Origin of the sequence: Agrobacterium larrymoorei (genome assembly GCF_037722385.1) — a bacterium.
Taxonomy (GTDB): domain Bacteria; phylum Pseudomonadota; class Alphaproteobacteria; order Rhizobiales; family Rhizobiaceae; genus Agrobacterium; species Agrobacterium larrymoorei_C.
Genome location: NZ_JBBKAQ010000003.1, coordinates 42,754 through 59,848, shown reverse-complemented (window position 1 = coordinate 59,848; position 17,095 = coordinate 42,754). Strand labels below are relative to the sequence as shown.

16 protein-coding genes are annotated in these 17,095 nt (G+C 58.8%); 13 read left to right on the top strand and 3 right to left on the bottom strand.

The annotated features are described in order from the left end of the window. Positions 1 to 32: 32 nt before the first annotated feature. Positions 33 to 890 (bottom strand): AraC family transcriptional regulator, encoded by an 858-nt coding sequence (locus WKI41_RS05345; protein ID WP_340192482.1) that lies wholly within the window; start codon positions 888 to 890, stop codon positions 33 to 35. Positions 891 to 969: 79 nt separating this feature from the next. Here WKI41_RS05345 and alr point away from each other — a divergent pair, with 79 nt between their 5' ends. The 5 genes from alr to WKI41_RS05320 all read left to right on the top strand — a co-directional run bounded on the left by alr (position 970) and on the right by WKI41_RS05320 (position 6,837). Further along, entirely contained in the window at positions 970 to 2,145 is a 1,176-nt protein-coding gene (alr, locus tag WKI41_RS05340) for an alanine racemase (RefSeq protein ID WP_340192481.1), read from the top strand. 106 nt (positions 2,146 to 2,251) lie between these two features. Beyond that, positions 2,252 to 3,655 carry a DNA repair protein RadA gene (gene radA / locus WKI41_RS05335; protein ID WP_340192480.1) on the top strand — a complete coding sequence of 468 codons (1,404 nt, stop codon included), beginning with the start codon at positions 2,252 to 2,254 and terminating at the stop codon, positions 3,653 to 3,655. Between the two features lie 92 nt (positions 3,656 to 3,747). Next, positions 3,748 to 4,335 carry a CvpA family protein gene (locus WKI41_RS05330; protein WP_340192479.1) on the top strand — a complete coding sequence of 196 codons (588 nt, stop codon included), beginning with the start codon at positions 3,748 to 3,750 and terminating at the stop codon, positions 4,333 to 4,335. Between the two features lie 138 nt (positions 4,336 to 4,473). Beyond that, positions 4,474 to 5,967, top strand: a complete 1,494-nt coding sequence (gene purF, locus WKI41_RS05325; protein WP_340192478.1) for an amidophosphoribosyltransferase — start codon at positions 4,474 to 4,476, stop codon at positions 5,965 to 5,967. 129 nt (positions 5,968 to 6,096) lie between these two features. Beyond that, positions 6,097 to 6,837: an SDR family NAD(P)-dependent oxidoreductase gene (locus WKI41_RS05320; protein WP_113260786.1), complete on the top strand. Its 741-nt coding sequence runs from the start codon at positions 6,097 to 6,099 to the stop codon at positions 6,835 to 6,837. On the opposite strand, the gene WKI41_RS05315 is transcribed toward WKI41_RS05320, so the two are convergent. Next, positions 6,815 to 7,048, bottom strand: a complete 234-nt coding sequence (locus WKI41_RS05315; RefSeq protein WP_340192477.1) for a hypothetical protein — start codon at positions 7,046 to 7,048, stop codon at positions 6,815 to 6,817. The genes WKI41_RS05320 and WKI41_RS05315 overlap by 23 nt on opposite strands. On the opposite strand from WKI41_RS05315, the gene cysS reads away from it, so the two are divergent. The 6 genes from cysS to rarD all read left to right on the top strand — a co-directional run bounded on the left by cysS (position 7,047) and on the right by rarD (position 12,168). Continuing rightward, on the top strand, positions 7,047 to 8,432 hold the full coding sequence (gene cysS, locus WKI41_RS05310) for a cysteine--tRNA ligase (protein WP_340192476.1): 1,386 nt from the start codon (positions 7,047 to 7,049) through the stop codon (positions 8,430 to 8,432). The two genes, WKI41_RS05315 and cysS, sit on opposite strands and share 2 nt — an antisense overlap. Positions 8,433 to 8,720: 288 nt before the next feature. Next, the gene (locus tag WKI41_RS05305; protein ID WP_340192475.1) at positions 8,721 to 9,089 is read left to right on the top strand and encodes an endonuclease domain-containing protein; all 369 of its coding nucleotides are present in this window, start codon (positions 8,721 to 8,723) and stop codon (positions 9,087 to 9,089) included. After that, positions 9,086 to 9,559 (top strand): GFA family protein, encoded by a 474-nt coding sequence (locus WKI41_RS05300; protein WP_312805012.1) that lies wholly within the window; start codon positions 9,086 to 9,088, stop codon positions 9,557 to 9,559. The genes WKI41_RS05305 and WKI41_RS05300 overlap by 4 nt, the downstream gene beginning before the upstream one ends. Beyond that, on the top strand, positions 9,559 to 10,029 hold the full coding sequence (locus WKI41_RS05295; protein ID WP_062437963.1) for a GFA family protein: 471 nt from the start codon (positions 9,559 to 9,561) through the stop codon (positions 10,027 to 10,029). The genes WKI41_RS05300 and WKI41_RS05295 overlap by 1 nt, the downstream gene beginning before the upstream one ends. 18 nt (positions 10,030 to 10,047) lie before the next feature. Further along, positions 10,048 to 11,004 (top strand): prolyl aminopeptidase, encoded by a 957-nt coding sequence (gene pip, locus WKI41_RS05290; RefSeq protein WP_340192474.1) that lies wholly within the window; start codon positions 10,048 to 10,050, stop codon positions 11,002 to 11,004. Between the two features lie 249 nt (positions 11,005 to 11,253). Next, positions 11,254 to 12,168, top strand: coding sequence for an EamA family transporter RarD (gene rarD, locus WKI41_RS05285; RefSeq protein ID WP_340192473.1), 915 nt, complete (start codon positions 11,254 to 11,256; stop codon positions 12,166 to 12,168). Positions 12,169 to 12,224: 56 nt separating this feature from the next. Here rarD and WKI41_RS05280 read toward each other — a convergent pair whose 3' ends face one another. Next, positions 12,225 to 12,845, bottom strand: coding sequence for a TIGR00730 family Rossman fold protein (locus tag WKI41_RS05280; protein ID WP_340192472.1), 621 nt, complete (start codon positions 12,843 to 12,845; stop codon positions 12,225 to 12,227). Positions 12,846 to 13,000: 155 nt separating this feature from the next. Between WKI41_RS05280 and WKI41_RS05275 the strand changes: the two genes are divergently transcribed. Together WKI41_RS05275 and WKI41_RS05270 are read left to right on the top strand one after the other, a co-directional pair. Next, complete coding sequence (locus WKI41_RS05275) at positions 13,001 to 15,052, top strand: LysM peptidoglycan-binding domain-containing protein (RefSeq protein WP_340192471.1); 2,052 nt, start codon at positions 13,001 to 13,003, stop codon at positions 15,050 to 15,052. 120 nt (positions 15,053 to 15,172) lie between these two features. Further along, positions 15,173 to 17,059 (top strand): ABCB family ABC transporter ATP-binding protein/permease, encoded by a 1,887-nt coding sequence (locus WKI41_RS05270; protein ID WP_340192470.1) that lies wholly within the window; start codon positions 15,173 to 15,175, stop codon positions 17,057 to 17,059. Positions 17,060 to 17,095: the final 36 nt, after the last annotated feature.

Sequence of the window (17,095 nt, the reverse complement as noted above, 5' to 3'; positions counted from 1 at the left end):
TCTTGCGTATTGAACGAAAGTGACACGAGCTTTTATGCAGCGCGAAACTGGCCGGGTGTCACTCCGGTGCGCGCCTTGAAATGGCGAGTGAAATGCGCTTGGTCGGCAAAGCCGCATTCCAGCGCTACAGAGGCCGGCGTTTCTCCCCGCCGCAACAGGTGCCTCGCCCGGCGAATGCGGATATCGGTGAGGAAGGCGTGCGGCGTGATATGGAATTCGCGGCGGAAGGCCCGGATCAGATGCGCGCGGCTGAGACCGGCCATGGTCGCCAGTTCCTCAAGTCCCACATCCGTATCGAAGTTATCGTTGAGATAATCGCGTGCCCGATAGACCGCTGTCTTCTCGCCTGTTTCGACAGGCAAGATGATGGCGCTGCCATGGCGGGAAAACAGTTCTGCCAGCACCGAGAACATGCCCTCATCCGTCTCCAGTGCCCCTGCCCCGTTTTCCAGTTTGCGATGAGCGTTCTGAAAGGCCTGCGCCATCTTCGGGTCATGCGGCAGGAAGCTTGGAAAGGACGGCGTGCCGTGAAAGGCGCGACCCGTCACGTCTTCGATCACCTCCGATAAAAGCGCGATATTCGGATAGATCATGCGGTATCGGTAGCCATCGCCGCCGGGCGCGCCGTCATGGATCTGGCCGGGGTCAATGAGATAAAGATGACCGGGGCCCGTCCGCTCCGTCGTGCCTTTGATGGTGGAAATCTGCGAGCCGTTTTCGATGGTGCCGATGGAAAAGGTGTCATGCGCGTGAGGCGAAAACTCGTGCGTCAGGAACGTTGCCGTCATGCATTCCATGCCTTTGAACCGTTTATCCCGCCAGAAACGCGTCGTTTCTGCGCGCGAAAGCGGCATGCGGTCAGTGGCCTGTTCCTGCGAAACATTGTGCATAGGTTTGGTTTAACCCAATCCGTCATGACCGTCTTGAACAAAAGTGATAGACCACGGCGACATTCAAAAGGTGCAGACCATGACAGACGATCTCGACGACAGCTTCTCCGCAATGGATGCAGACGCATTCGAAACCGCGCCACTTCGGTTGACCGTCGATCTCGCAGCGCTTGCGGATAACTGGCGCGACATGCAGCGGCGCTCCGGCAAGGCGCGTGCGGCGGCGGTGGTGAAGGCGGATGCCTATGGTATGGGGATCGAAGATTGCGGCTCGACCCTTTATCACGCGGGTGCCCGGGATTTCTTCGTTGCCAGTGTGTCGGAAGGGGTAACCCTTCGGCCACATGCGCCGGAAGCGCGCATCTTTGCTCTCTCCGGCATTTGGCCAGGCCAGGAGCGCGATGTCTTCGCCCATGATCTGGTACCGGTCATCGCGTCGGAAGAGCAGCTTTCGTTCTGGACCAGCGCTCTGGCGGAGCGCGGCGACCATCCCTTTGCTCTGCATGTCGATACAGGCTTCAACCGGCTTGGTCTCCCACTCGAAGACGCGCTCTATCTCGCCGATGACCCCACTCGTCCCGCCAGTTTCGATCCCGTTCTGGTGATGTCGCATCTTGCCAGCGCCGACACCCCCTCTTCGCCGATGAACAAGGCACAGCTTGAATCATTTCGAAGAGTTAGCGCCGCTTTCGAAGGTATCGAATCAAGCCTTTCAGCCTCTGCCGGAATTTTCCTTGGGCCCGACTATCACTTTGATCTGACGCGTCCAGGCATTTCCCTCTACGGCGGGGAAGCCGTCAATGACGTGCAGAACCCGATGCGTCCCGTCGCAAAGGCCGAAGCACGGATTATCCAGATTCGCCAGGCAGGCAAAGGCGAGACCGTGAGCTATGGCGGAACGCATCGGCTAACGCGCGCAAGCCGTCTGGCGATCGCAGCGGTGGGTTATGCGGATGGCTACCAGCGCTCGCTTTCTGGCTGCGGTATTCCATTGCGCGAGATGGGCCGTGGCGGCGCGGAAGGCTTTATCAATGGCTACCGCGTGCCGGTTGCCGGGCGCGTTACCATGGACCTCACCATCTTCGACGTGACAGACGTGCCTGAGCGTGAAATCCGCGCTGGCGATTATATCGAACTCTTCGGGCCGAACGTGACTGTAGATGATGTTGCACGCGCGGCAGGAACGATCGGCTACGAGATGTTGACGAGCCTCGGGCTTCGTTACGAACGGCAATATCTGATCGGCGACGAGTGATCCTCCGCGCCACTTGGAAAGCCGTAACGAACTATGCTAGAGGAGAACAAAACGGGATCGAAAGTCTCGATCCTTCTCCCTCATCTCGAAGAGAAGACCGACATTTATGGCCAAAGCCAAGACGCAATTCATCTGCCAGAACTGTGGCACCGTTCACACCCGCTGGGCAGGCAAATGCGAGGGCTGCGGCGAATGGAACACCATCGTCGAAGAAGATCCGATGGGCGGTATTGGCGGCGGGCCGGGCAAGACGCCGAAGAAGGGTCGCCCCGTTACGCTCACCTCCCTCTCCGGTGAAATCGAGGAAGCCCCGCGCATCCCGACCGGCATGAGCGAGCTGGACCGCGCCACCGGCGGCGGCTTCGTACGGGGATCGGCGGTTTTGATCGGTGGCGATCCCGGCATCGGCAAGTCGACGCTTCTGATGCAGGCTGCTGCTGCGCTATCTCGCCGGAACCATCGTGTTATATACGTATCGGGCGAAGAGGCTGTCGCCCAGGTGCGGCTGCGGGCGCAGCGTCTCGGTGCTGCCGAGACCGATGTACTGCTGGCAGCGGAAACCAATGTCGAGGATATTCTGGCGACGATCTCCGAGGGTAAGCGGCCCGATCTCGTCATCATCGATTCCATCCAGACGCTTTGGAGCGACACCGCCGATTCTGCCCCCGGCACCGTCACGCAGGTACGTACCGGGGTCCAGGCAATGATCCGCTTTGCCAAGCAGACGGGCGCCACCATGGTGCTTGTCGGCCACGTGACGAAAGAAGGCCAGATTGCCGGTCCGCGCGTTGTCGAACACATGGTGGATGCCGTTCTTTATTTTGAAGGCGACCGGGGGCACCATTACCGCATCCTCCGCACCGTCAAGAACCGTTTCGGCCCGACCGATGAAATCGGCGTCTTCGAAATGTCGGACCGGGGTCTGCGCGAAGTGTCCAACCCCTCCGAGCTTTTTCTGGGAGAACGCAACGAAAAGTCTCCGGGTGCTGCCGTTTTTGCCGGCATGGAAGGCACGCGTCCGGTGCTCGTTGAGGTTCAGGCGCTGGTCGCGCCTACCTCACTCGGCACGCCCAGACGTGCGGTCGTCGGCTGGGATTCGTCACGCCTTGCGATGATTCTGGCGGTGCTCGAGGCCCATTGCGGCGTTAAGCTTGGCCAGCATGATGTGTATCTCAACATTGCCGGTGGATATCGTATCTCCGAGCCGGCAGCAGATATGGCGATTGCCTCTGCACTGGTTTCCTCGCTTGCCGGTCTTGCCCTGCCAGCCGATTGCGTCTATTTCGGCGAAATCAGCCTGTCGGGCGCTGTTCGGCCCGTTTCTCAAACGGCACAGCGATTGAAGGAAGCCCAAAAGCTTGGCTTCTCCGCCGCATTTCTGCCTGCTGCCTCGGCAGAACTGTCGAAGGCGGCCAAGGGGCGCTGGACGGAAATCGAAAGCCTGCCTGACCTCGTGGCGCGCATTGCTGGCTCGGGCAACCGTTTCAGACAGGCTGAGGAAGACGAATAATGATCCTTTCGCTGGTTACCCGGCTAGTGTAAGAGGATCGCAAATTGGCACAGCGGCTTCCTTTCGGGTGCCGCGACCTCCGGAGTTGGTAAATGCCCATTACGATTTTCGACGGTATCGTTCTTGCCGTTGTGCTTTTCTCCGCCGTTCTCGCCATGGTGCGCGGGTTCTCGCGTGAAATTCTGTCCATCGCAAGTTGGGTTGGCTCCGTTGCAGCTGCATACTATCTCTACCCGCTGCTCCTGCCCTATGCGCGCAACTACACCGATGACGACAAGATTGCGATTGCCGGTTCGGCAGGCCTTGTCTTTCTCGTTGCGCTGATCCTCATTTCCTTCATCACCTCGCGTATTGCCGATTTCATCATCGACAGCCGCATCGGTGCGCTGGATCGTACGCTCGGTTTTCTCTTCGGTGCTGCCCGCGGTCTCCTTCTCCTCGTCGTTGCCGTCGCCTTCTGGAACTGGCTGGTCGATGTCAGAACGCAGCCCGAATGGGTGACGCAGGCCAAGTCCAAGCCTTTCCTGGATGGTCTGGTGGGCAAACTGGAAGCGGTGCTGCCAGATGATATAGAGCCGCAAATCCGGGCTCGCATCCTTGGCAAGAAGACCGAAACAACGCCTGAGCAGGCGCCTGCAGAGGACGCCCCAGCCACAACGGCCCCGGTGCCCGCGAATTGATCCGATAGCGCGCCTTGCAATAGATGCAAGGCGCGCTATTTGTGCTAAATACTTCGACATAGGCAGCAGACAGGCCAAACCGGCAGAGCAGATCTCCGGGGCGGTTTTTGTTTTTGGCAGTAAGCAAAGGCAAGCCAGATGAATGAGCCGCTTTCGCATTCCACCTTCAATGACATTATCGATGGCGATACGCTGCACGAAGAATGCGGTGTGTTCGGTATCCTCGGTCACGCGGATGCGGCGGCCCTGACGGCGCTTGGCCTGCATGCTCTCCAGCATCGCGGACAAGAAGCGGCCGGTATTGTCTCCTTCGATGGCAAGCGGTTTCATCAGGAACGGCATATGGGTCTGGTGGGCGACCACTACACCAACCCGATGACACTTGCCCGTCTGCCTGGCACGATGTCGATCGGTCACACGCGCTACTCGACGACTGGTGAAGTAGCGATGCGCAACGTGCAGCCGCTGTTTGCCGAATTGGAAGAAGGCGGCATCGCCATTGCCCATAATGGCAATTTCACCAACGGCCTGACACTGCGCCGCCAGATCATCGCAACGGGCGCGATCTGCCAGTCTACCTCCGACACCGAAGTCGTGCTGCATCTAATCGCCCGCTCGCGCCACTCCTCCACGGCGGATCGCTTCATTGATGCGATCCGTCAGATGGAAGGTGGTTATTCGATGCTCGCCATGACGCGCACCAAGCTGATTGCTGCGCGCGACCCCACGGGCATTCGCCCACTCGTGATGGGCGACCTCGACGGCAAGCCGATCTTCTGTTCGGAGACCTGTGCGCTCGACATTATCGGCGCGAAATTCGTGCGCGACGTGGAAAACGGCGAAGTCATCATCTGCGAAATCCAGCCGGATGGCTCGATCAGCATCGATGCGCGCAAGCCCAACAAGCCGCAGCCGGAACGCCTCTGCCTGTTCGAATATGTCTATTTCGCTCGCCCCGACTCGGTGGTCGGCGGCCGCAACGTCTATACGACGCGCAAGAACATGGGCATGAACCTTGCCAAGGAAGCCCCGCTCGAGGCCGACGTCGTGGTGCCGGTGCCGGATGGCGGCACGCCTGCGGCACTTGGCTTTGCGCAGGAGAGCGGCATTCCCTTTGAGTACGGCATTATCCGCAACCATTATGTCGGTCGTACCTTCATCGAGCCGACCCAGCAGATCCGCGCTTTCGGCGTGAAACTGAAACATTCGGCCAATCGCGCGATGATCGAAGGCAAGCGTGTCGTGCTGGTGGATGATTCCATCGTTCGCGGCACGACGTCGGTGAAGATCGTGCAGATGATCCGCGAAGCCGGTGCCAAGGAAGTCCATATCCGCGTTGCAAGCCCGATGATCTTCCATCCGGATTTTTATGGTATCGACACGCCGGATGCCGACAAGCTTCTCGCCAACCAGTATGCTGACGTGGATGCGATGGCGAAATACATCGGCGCGGATTCGCTCGCCTTCCTGTCGATCAACGGTCTCTATCGTGCGGTCGGCGGCGAGGATCGCAACCCTGCCCGGCCGCAATTCACCGACCATTACTTCACCGGTGAGTATCCGACGCGCCTTCTCGACAAGAATGGCGAGTCCATGGGCAGCAAGATTTCCATGCTCGCCAGCAACGGCTGATTTTATAAAAGCCCGCACGACGAGTGTGGGCTTTTCTTTGCGGCCTTCTCAGACCTCGAAGCCGCTTGCCGGACATGTCCTCCCTAAGTAAGAGGTGGCGGACGAGCAAACGCTATTCAGGGGGGAACCATGACCATCGACCTTAAAGGCCGGATCGCACTCGTGACCGGAGCCTCGCGCGGCATCGGCTATTTCACCGCGGTCGAACTGGCGAAAGCTGGCGCCCATGTTATCGCCTGTGCGCGCACTGTTGGTGGCCTCGAAGACCTGGACGACGCCATCAAGGCAGTCGGTGGAACTGCGACGCTCGTTCCCTTTGATCTCGCCGACATGAAGGCGATCGACGCGCTCGGCGCCTCTATCCACGAACGCTGGGGCAAGCTGGATATTCTGGTCGCCAATGCCGGGATGCTTGGCGTCATTTCACCTGTCGGCCATATCGAGGCCAAGGTGTTTGAAAAGGTGATGAACATCAACGTCACCGCGACATGGCGGCTTATCCGCTCGGTCGAGCCCCTGCTTTTGAAGTCCGATGCCGGGCGTGCGCTGATCCTGTCATCCGGCGCTGCCCATTCCTGTCGTCCATTCTGGGGTGTCTATTCCACCTCAAAGGCCGCCGTCGAAGCGCTGGCACGCACATGGGCTGCCGAAACCGAGCAGACGCATCTGCGCATCAACAGCATCAATCCTGGCGCGACGCGCACCGCCATGCGGGCTCAGGCGATGCCTGGCGAAGATCCCGACACCCTGCCCCATCCATCGGAAGTGGCCCAAGCCATCGTTCCGCTTGCTTCGCCGGAGCTTACCGAGACCGGCAAGATCTATGTGGTTCGCGACCGGAAATTCGTCAGCTATCGCGCACCGGAATGACTTGCGACCCAGCGTGAATCTGAAAGCGATGCTCTTGACCGACCACGGGCATCGTTTCATAAAGCAAGCCATGAAAATAACGATCTGCCGCTGCTGCTGAGTTGAATTTTGCTGGCTTAACCCCCGGCCAGATCGTTTTCGTCTCCTGAAAGGTCAAAGCAGACAAACGCTCCGGTGGGGTCCATCTCCGATACCCGAAGGAAATACGCATGTCCTTGCGCTTGAAGCTTTACAATACGCTGACCCGCGAAAAAGCCGACTTTCAGCCGATCGACGCGAACAATGTCCGCATGTATGTCTGCGGCCCGACGGTTTATGATTATGCCCATATCGGCAACGCCCGTCCGGTCATCGTGTTCGACGTGCTCTACCGACTGCTGCGGCATGTCTATAATGAGAACGGCGTCACATATGCACGTAATATCACCGACGTTGACGACAAGATTAATGCGCGGGCGCTTCGCGACTATCCGAACCTGCCGCTGAACGACGCGATCCACGCGGTCACGGAAAAAACCGCCAACCAGTTCCATCAGGATGTTGCGGCGCTCGGCTGCCTTGAGCCGACGATTGAGCCCCGTGCGACTGATAATATCACCCAGATGATCGAGATCATCGAAAAACTGATTGCGCGCGGCCACGCCTATGTCGCGTCGGGAGAAGTGCTGTTCGATACCAAATCCATGAGCGATTACGGGCAGCTGTCCAAGCGCCCGCTGGATGAGCAACAGGCCGGCGCGCGCATCGCGGTCGACGCGCACAAAAAGAACCCTGGCGACTTCGTGTTGTGGAAGCTTTCAAGCCACAACGAACCCGGCTGGGAAAGCCCTTGGGGTCGTGGTCGACCCGGCTGGCATATCGAGTGCTCGGCCATGTCCGGTCGCTATCTCGGCGAAGTCTTCGATATTCACGGCGGCGGTCTCGACCTGATCTTCCCACACCATGAAAACGAAATCGCCCAATCGCGCTGTGCCCATGGAACGCATGTGATGGCGAACGTCTGGATGCATAATGGCTTCGTGCAGGTCGAAGGCCGCAAGATGTCCAAGTCCGACGGCAACTTCGTGACGATCTACGATCTGCTGCACACCGAAACTTTCGGTGGCCGCAAATGGCCAGGCGAAGTGCTGCGGCTGGCAATGCTGATGACGCATTACCGAGAACCGATCGACTTCTCGGTCAAGCGCCTGGAAGAAGCGGAGCGTCTTCTTGCGAAGTGGCCCGCCGCAGAAGTGAGCGACGCCGACGTCGATCAAAGCGTGCTTGATGCACTGGCTGACGATCTCAACACCGTTGCGGCGGTGCAGGCGATCCATGCATTGGCGCAGGCTGCGAATGCCGATCCGGGAAAACTTACCGTGTTTGCGGCGAGTGCGACTCTTCTCGGTGTTCTGCCGAAAAGAGCAGAAGTGGATGAGGCGATTGCCGCTGCTGTCGATTCGCTTGTTGCCATGCGGCTTGAGATGCTGAAGGCGAAGAATTTTGCCGAGGCAGATCGGATTCGCGATGAGTTGTCTTCCAAGGGCATTCAACTGAAGGATAGCAAGGATAAAGAGACGGGCGAGCGGGTAACGACTTGGGAGTTGAAGCGGTAGGGTTTTGAACTGCCTTTCTTACTTTTCAATCGCGGCTTACCCCCCTCTGCCCTGCCGGGCATCTCCACCTCAAGGGGAGAGATCGACTCGTAGCGCCGTCGGGGCCATCACTGACATCAAACGTGAATTAAAAGGTCGCGCCCAGCTGATCTCCCCCTTTGAGGGGGAGATGTCCGGCAGGACAGAGGGGGGGGCCTCGCTTCGCGCTACGAGAAATTTCCAGCTCTCTGTTGATCTTTCTCGACAACTTCACCACCCTCTCGTTACTCTCAGCGCAACGAGCCACCCATGCCGCACCACGACGTCAAGCCACAGCACCGCACACATGCCCGGCGCATGCGAAAGGCGCTCACGGATGCGGAGTTAAAACTTTGGAACTGCCTGCACGCTCACAGGCTGGACGGCCTCGGCTTCAGAAGACAACTACCCATCCTCGGCTACATCGTCGATTTCGCATGCCCTGAGCACAAACTCATCATCGAGATCGACGGCTCGCAGCACGCCGATGACGCGGCAATTCATTATGACCAGCAAAGAACCGACGCCCTCCAGCAAAACGGCTGGACCGTCATCCGCTTCTGGAACGATGACGTCCTCCACCGGATAGACGATGCCTGCCTGCACATCCTGCAATCGATACCAAAGGAGCCATCATGACCACTCATACCGGCGGATGCCAATGCGGCGCGATACGGTTTCGAGCAGAAGGTGTTTTGAAGGATAGCTCGATCTGCCATTGTCGGATGTGCCAGAAAGCGTTCGGGGCCTATTATGCGCCACTCGTTTCTGTGCGTGGTGTGGAGTTTCATTGGACACGCGGTGAGCCGAAGCGGTTCCAGTCCTCCAACCATGTGAAGAGGGGCTTCTGCGGTGACTGCGGTACGCCGCTGACCTATGAGGCGCCGGATGGTATGGCGATTGCGGCGGGTGCCTTCGATGATCCAGCCGCGCTACCGCCCGTCATCCAATGGGGCGTCGAGAACAAGATCGGCTTTGTCGATCATCTTCACACTCTTCCGCAAGAAGAAACCGAGGCGGATTTGACGTCGGCAAGTTTCATTGCCGGCCTTGTATCCTATCAGCATCCGGACCACGATACGGTGGAGTGGCCAGAGGAGAAGGGTTGATGAGCGAGGCAGGATATTCCGGTGGGTGCCAGTGCGGGGCAGTCCGCTTTCATGCGGGCAAGCTTGGCCGGCCGTCTATTTGCCATTGCCGCATGTGCCAGAAGCATTTCGGCAATTTCTTCGGCGCGCTGGTCACGGCTGATCAGGCGCACCTCACATGGACCCGCGGCCAGCCCAGCCTCTTTCGGTCGTCGACCAAGATCCATCGCGGCTTCTGCAACAAATGCGGCACGCCGCTGACCTATCACTACCCGGGGGGCGTCGAGATCGCCATTGGCGCCTTCGATCACCCCGATCAGATCGAGCCACAGGTGCAGGTCAACGCGCATATGCAGATGCCATGGATCAAGGCGCTGTTCGACAAGCCGGAGATCAAGCAGAGCGTCGACGAAAGCACGATCATATCCTATCAGCATCCTGACCACGACACCGCGGTCTGGCCGCCCGAAGACGAAGCAAACAAGGCATAGCATCAAGGACTGAATTCCATGACTGAAATACTGCGTGGCCTCTATCCGGAGATTGAACCCTACGAGACCGGCTTTCTCGATGTCGGCGATGGCCACACGATTTACTGGGAGCGGGTCGGCACCAAAGGCGGCAAGCCTGCGGTCTTCCTGCATGGTGGCCCAGGCGGTGGCGTGAACCCGACGCAGCGCCGCGTTTTTGACCCCACGCTTTACGATGTGGTTCTATTCGACCAGCGCGGCTGCGGCCGCTCGACCCCGCATGCCGGTCTCGAAGCCAATACGACGTGGCATCTTGTGGCGGACATTGAGAAACTGCGCAAGAAGTTCGGCTACGACACATGGCAGGTGTTCGGCGGCTCCTGGGGCTCAACGCTGGCGCTCGCCTATGCCGAGACCCATCCTGAGCATGTCAGCGAGTTGATCGTGCGCGGCATCTATCTGCTGACCAAGCGGGAGCTGGACTGGTACTACCAGTTCGGCGTATCCGAAATGTATCCTGAGCGCTGGGAAACGTTCATTGCGCCCATTCCCGAGGCCGAGCGGGGGCAGATGATGGCGAGCTACTATCGCTATCTGACCGGCATCGACGAAAAGAAGAAGCTGGAATGCGCCAAGGCCTGGAGCCAATGGGAAGGTGCGACGATTGCGCTCGTGACCGATCCGGCGCGTGTGGATGAATTCGGTGAAGATCGCTACGCCATCGCCTTTGCCCGCATCGAAACGCATTTCTTCGTCAATGGCGGATGGCTTGAAGAAGGCCAACTGCTGCGCGACGCCCACAAGCTGAAAGATATTCCGGGCGTCATCGTTCATGGGCGTTACGACATGCCCTGCCCGGCGAAGACGGCCTGGGATTTATCCAAGGCCTGGCCGAAGGCTGATCTGCATATTATCGAAGCCGCAGGCCACGCCATGACTGAGCCCGGCATTCTCGACCAGCTCATCCGCGCAACGGACCGCTTCGCCGGAAAGTAAGTAGAACCTGTGCGCGTAACGTTTGGCGAGACATTTGAAATAGCCCGTCGGCCATGCTGGCGGGCTTTGTTCTTTTCGCGAATCTTGCCAGGCACTTACACCACGAACTTGAGGTCTTGATTCACCTGCATGATCGACATCTGAGCAGACAAGGCGTTCCTCATCGAAGCTTCACGGAAATGAATTGGTACATCACGCCAAAGGGGAATACTGCGAAGAGACCCCCAATGATGTTTGGCAGTAATGTCCATGGCAATGAACCCCACCATTCAGGCTCCTCAGCCAGGCGATAGCGCCCGTGGCTTTGTCTACGCACTGACCGCCTATCTCCTGTGGGGGTTCCTGCCGCTTTACATGAAAGCAGTGGCGCATATATCGCCGCTCGAGGTCATCGTTCACCGCGTCGTCTGGTCGGTGCCGATTGCTGCCATCGTGCTGATCGCGCTTGGGCGAACTGCAGAAATTCGCCAGGCGCTGACGACGCCGCGCATGCTCGCGATGGCCTGCCTTACGGCCTCGCTGATCAGCATCAACTGGGGCATCTACATTTGGGCAATCGGCTCGGGTCACGCGCTGGATGCGGCTCTTGGCTACTTCATCAATCCCCTGTTCAGTATTCTTCTGGGGGCGTTGATCCTGAAGGAAAAGCTCAGCCGGATGCAGATCGTCGCCATTTCCCTGGTTGCCGTTGCCGTTGCGCTTCTGACATGGAACGCCGGTGGTTTGCCCTGGGTGGCGCTTGCGTTGACCTTTTCCTGGGGCTTTTACGCCTTCTTCCGCAAAACGCTACCGATCGGCCCGACACAAGGATTTCTATTAGAGGTCCTGATACTGACGCCGCCCGCATTCGCTTTCATCGTCTATCTGACGGCCACGGGACAGGGACACTTTTTCGCAGGAACAGCCATAGACACATGGCTTTTGGCGGCAAGCGGCCTCGTCACCGCCGTGCCACTGATTTTCTACGGCAACGGGGCGAAGCTGCTGAAACTTTCCACGATCGGGATCATGCAGTACATCGCACCGTCGATCATCTTCATCATCGCGGTCTTCGTGTTCCGTGAACCGTTTGATACGGTTAGGCTGATTGCCTTCATGATGATCTGGGCCGCATTGGCCGTCTATACACTGCCAAGCCTGATCAAGGGCAGAACCGTCAGATAAATAGCCGCGCGTCGGCCACCGGGCGAACAGGACGCCATCATACGCGCTTTCGTGATTTACAGCTGCGCGATGACGGAAGGGTCGCCTTCCGGATTTTGCTGGGCTGCAGAACGCTCGATAATGGCGGGGACGATATCCTCGATGCGCTCGATCACCAGCGGGTTGAGCAAGTGAGCGCGATGAATGAAGCCCTGGTCGCGCATATGACGGATCAGTTCCAGCATCGGGTCCCAGAAACCGTTGATGTTGGCAAAGACCATTGGCTTGGCGTGACGGCCAAGCTGCGCCCAGGTCATGATCTCAACGATCTCTTCCACCGTGCCGATACCGCCAGGTAAAGTGACGAAGGCATCGGCGCGCTCGAACATCATGTGCTTGCGCTCATGCATATCCTTGGTGATCACAAGTTCGTTCAATTGGCCCAGCGAATGGCGTGTCGCTTCCATATCAACCAGAAACTCGGGTATGATGCCGGTGACTTCGCCGCCGTTCGATAAAACGCCGCTTGCGACCGCACCCATGATGCCCTTGGTGCCGCCACCATAGACGAGGCGAATGCCGTTTTCGGCGAGGGATTTCCCAAGGTTGCGGCCTGCTTCCATATATGCGGGGTCGCGTCCGGGCTGAGAGCCGCAATAGACGCAGATGGATCGAATCGAATGGTTTTCATGTGTCATAGCCGGCACCGAACTACGCAGGGTCAATTCCGTCAAGAAATTTTGGGGGAAGACACGACAAACGCGGCGCTTTGACGGAGGTGACGCTTGTATGAAAAGCGCTAAAACGCTAGCAATCCACGATAATATTGCGAAGAATGACCTGGAGACACATAATGAAAAATAAGAGAGCCGGATTGTTGGCGCTTGTCGTGCTCGGCATTGCCACGCTGCTCATGGTTTTCTTCGTTCTTCCTCGCATGTCCGCTGATGACAAGCCGATCGGTGACGCCATCAACGAAGCCAGCAATGCCGTCAAGAACAGTGTCGAAATGGGCGGTGAAAAGGCTGGCGATCTCCTGTCCGACGCTGCCAAGGACACGACCAATATTGCCGACAAGGTCGGCCGGCTGGCGGAATCCGCCAACAAGTCCATCAAGGACATGAGCAACCTGTTTGCCGACAACAAGGTGCCGTCCAACGAGGAATTTGCTAACGCCCGCAAGCAGGTCGAAGACTCGCTACGCGAACTGGACAACGTCGACATCCCTGAATCCCTCGATGAGACCACATCGCGACTGATCACGACCGCACGCTCGGCTGCTGAACGGACACTTGCCTACCTCCGCGGACTGCCGACCGATGCCTCTGCCGCAGCAGCACAGGTGCGCCGTCTCGCGGGCGTCTTTGCAGGCACGGATGATGGCGCGCCTAAGCCGGAAACGCCGGCCGCCACCCCGCAGCCGGCTCAAACGCCTGCGCAGCAGCCCACAACGCCTCCGGCACCTGCCACTACGGGCGACGCCGCGCAGCTTCCGACCTTCGACGTTTTGCGCGTCGAGCCGAACGGTTCGGCCGTGATCGCCGGCAAGGCGCAGCCCGGTTCGCAGCTTGAGATCATCAACAAGGGTGAGGTTATCGCCAAGACCCCGGTTGAAGGCAGCGGCGATTTCGCAGCGGTTCTCGACAATCCCCTCCCTCCAGGCGACCACGAGCTGGTACTGAGGGCAACTGGCAAGGACGGCAAAGTCTCCGAGTCCAAGGAGGTTGCAACCGTATCTGTCCCCGCTCAGAAGGGCGGCGATCTTCTTGCCATGGTGACGACGCCTGGTAAGGCGAGCCGCGTTCTGACGATGCCGGAGGCAGCTCCACCTGCCCTCCAGGCTCAGGCCGCACCGCCTGCTACTCAGAACCCACAAACGCCTGCAAACAACGCGCAGACCGGTGGCACAGCACCGGCCAACACAGCGCCCGAAGCTGCGTCCGTGCGAGTCACCGCCGTCGAGTTCGATGGGTCGAAGATTTACATCGCCGGTTCGGCACCCGCCGGCACGACGATCCGCGCCTTGGTGGACGACACCCGCGTTGGCGAAAGCAAGGCGGAAGCCTCCGGCAGCTTTGTCGTTGAAGGCGACATTCAGCTTTCGGTCGGCAGTCACATCATCACCGCGGAAGCCCTCGATGCATCCGGCAAGGTGACGGTGCGTGTCCGCGTTCCGTTCTCCCGCCCGGAGGCGGATCAAGGCACCGTTGCCATGCAGCCATCGGCTCCTGCCGCTCAACAGGGCAGCACGACCACCGGAAAAGCGCCCGCCGCAGTCACCGATCAGGCTGCTTTCGAAGCGTTGCGTACGGAGGTGTCGAAGGCCTTCGGTATCCTCTCCGGTCTTTACAAGGACGGCAAGACCCCTACTCTGGATGAGGTCGCTGCTGCGAAGTCTGCAACGGTCATCGCCTTGCGCTCGCTCTCGGAGTTCCGCACTGCCGCCTCTGCCGATCCGGCCTTTACCGCATTCGCCGCCGAGATTTCTCACAAGGCGCGTTCGCTGCTCTCGCTGGTAGAAGCGCTGCCAAACGATGTCGCAGCTGTCGGTAAGGCCATTGCCGGCCTGACCGAACGGTTCGCAGAATTGAACGCAACCTCTCCCGCACTATCTGCGCCAGCCAATCCTGCAACTCCCGCCACCGATGCCTCCGGTCCCAAGACCTTCGAACAGGCGCCGCTCGCCCATAGCGACAGCGCGGTGATCATCCGCAGGGGCGACACGCTGTGGCAGATTTCGCGCCGCGTCTATGGCCAGGGCGTGCGTTACACCACGATCTACCTTGCCAATCAGCAGCAGATCCAGAACCCGGACCTTATCGAGCCAGGCCAGATTTTCGACGTGCCGGAAAAGGCTCTTCCAAATGCCGAAGAGATCCACCGCAACCGGTTGAAGACACGCTGAGAAGGCAAGTGCCGGGCATTGCAATTGCCCAGTCGGGATACTATTTGATTTAGACGACGACGGCGGCTCATCAGGGCCGCCGTCTTGCTGTCTGCACTCCGGCAGACGCTGGAGCAGAACATGACCGACAAGAAGAAGACGATTTCAGCGGATTCCAGCAATCCGATGCAAACCCTTATCAACCTGTGGCCCTATATGTGGCCCCAAGGCAGGCCCGACCTGAAGATGCGGGTGATATGGGCAACCTTCTTCCTGATCGTCGCCAAGCTAGTGCTGATCTCCGTTCCCTACTTCTTCAAATGGGCGACCGATGCACTGAATGGCAAGGTCGATATCGCAGGACTGCTTCCTGTCTTCCTGCTGGGTGCTGTTGCCCTCGTTGTCGCTTACAACGTTACGCGCATCATCCAGATCGGCTTCAACCAGCTTCGAGATTCGCTTTTTGCCAGCGTCGGCCAGCACGCGGTCCGCCAGCTTGCATACAAAACATTCGTACACTTGCACCAACTGTCGCTCCGCTTCCATCTGGAGCGCAAGACGGGCGGCCTGTCGCGCATCATCGAGCGTGGTACCAAGGGCATCGAAACCATCGTCCGTTTCACCATTCTCAATACCGCCCCCACCTTCATCGAATTCCTGCTGACGGCGGCGATCTTCTGGGTGTCCTACGGCTTCTGGTATGTTTTCGTTACCGTCGTCACTGTCTGGGCCTATATCTGGTTCACGGTGAAGGCCAGCAACTGGCGCATCTCCATCCGTCGCTCGATGAACGATAGCGATACCGACGCGAATACCAAGGCGATCGACTCGCTTCTCAACTTCGAAACGGTCAAGTACTTCGGCAATGAGGACATGGAAGCCCGCCGTTTCGACGCCTCTATGGCGCGCTACGAGAAGTCCGCCGTCGCGATCTGGACGTCGCTCGGCTGGCTGAACTTCGGCCAGGGCGTCATCTTCGGCCTCGGTTCGCTGGTGATGATGGTGATGTCGGCGCTGGCGGTCCAGCGTGGCGAGCAGACTATCGGCGACTTCGTCTTTATCAACGCGCTGCTTCTGCAACTTTCCGTGCCCCTCAACTTCATCGGCTTCGTCTATCGCGAAATCCGCCAGGGGCTGACAGATATCGAACAGATGTTCGATCTTCTGGAAGTGGAAGCGGAAGTGGTAGACGCGCCGGATGCGAAGCCTCTGCAGATCGGCGCCGGCGCTGTCAGCTTCCGCGACGTGCAGTTTTCCTACGATCCCGAGCGTCCGATCCTCAAAGGAATTTCTTTCGATGTACCGGCCGGCAAGACGATTGCCATTGTAGGCCCATCGGGCGCCGGCAAATCGACGATTTCCCGTCTGCTTTATCGTTTCTACGATATTCAGAGCGGTTCGATCACCATTGACGGACAGGACATTCGCGACGTGACGCAGAAGAGCCTGCGCGCGGTGGTCGGCATGGTTCCGCAGGATACGGTGCTGTTCAACGATACGCTTGCCTACAATATTCGCTATGGACGTCCTGACGCACCGGATGCCGATGTAACGGCTGCCGCCAATGCGGCGCAGATCAGTGGCTTCATCAGCAAGTTGCCTGAAGGATTTCAAACCATGGTCGGTGAGCGCGGCCTGAAACTTTCAGGCGGGGAGAAGCAGCGCGTCGCGATTGCCCGTACCATTTTAAAGGCGCCACCGATCCTCATCCTCGACGAGGCGACATCGGCACTCGATACCCATACCGAACAGGAAATTCAGAGTGCCTTGGATGTGGTTTCTCAGAACCGCACCACGCTGGTGATCGCCCACCGCCTTTCGACCGTGATCGGCGCGGATGAGATCATCGTGCTGAAAGACGGCAACATCGCAGAACGTGGCACGCATTCATCGCTGATGCTGGCCGGTGGTCTCTACGCATCGATGTGGAGCCGTCAACGCGAGGCGATCCAGGCTGAGGAACGGCTCAGGGAAGTGCGCGAGAAAGATGACCTTGGCGTGGTGGACCGCGGCGAACCTGCACATTGAGTTGGTATAAACTGACGCTTGCCCACGCCACCATTG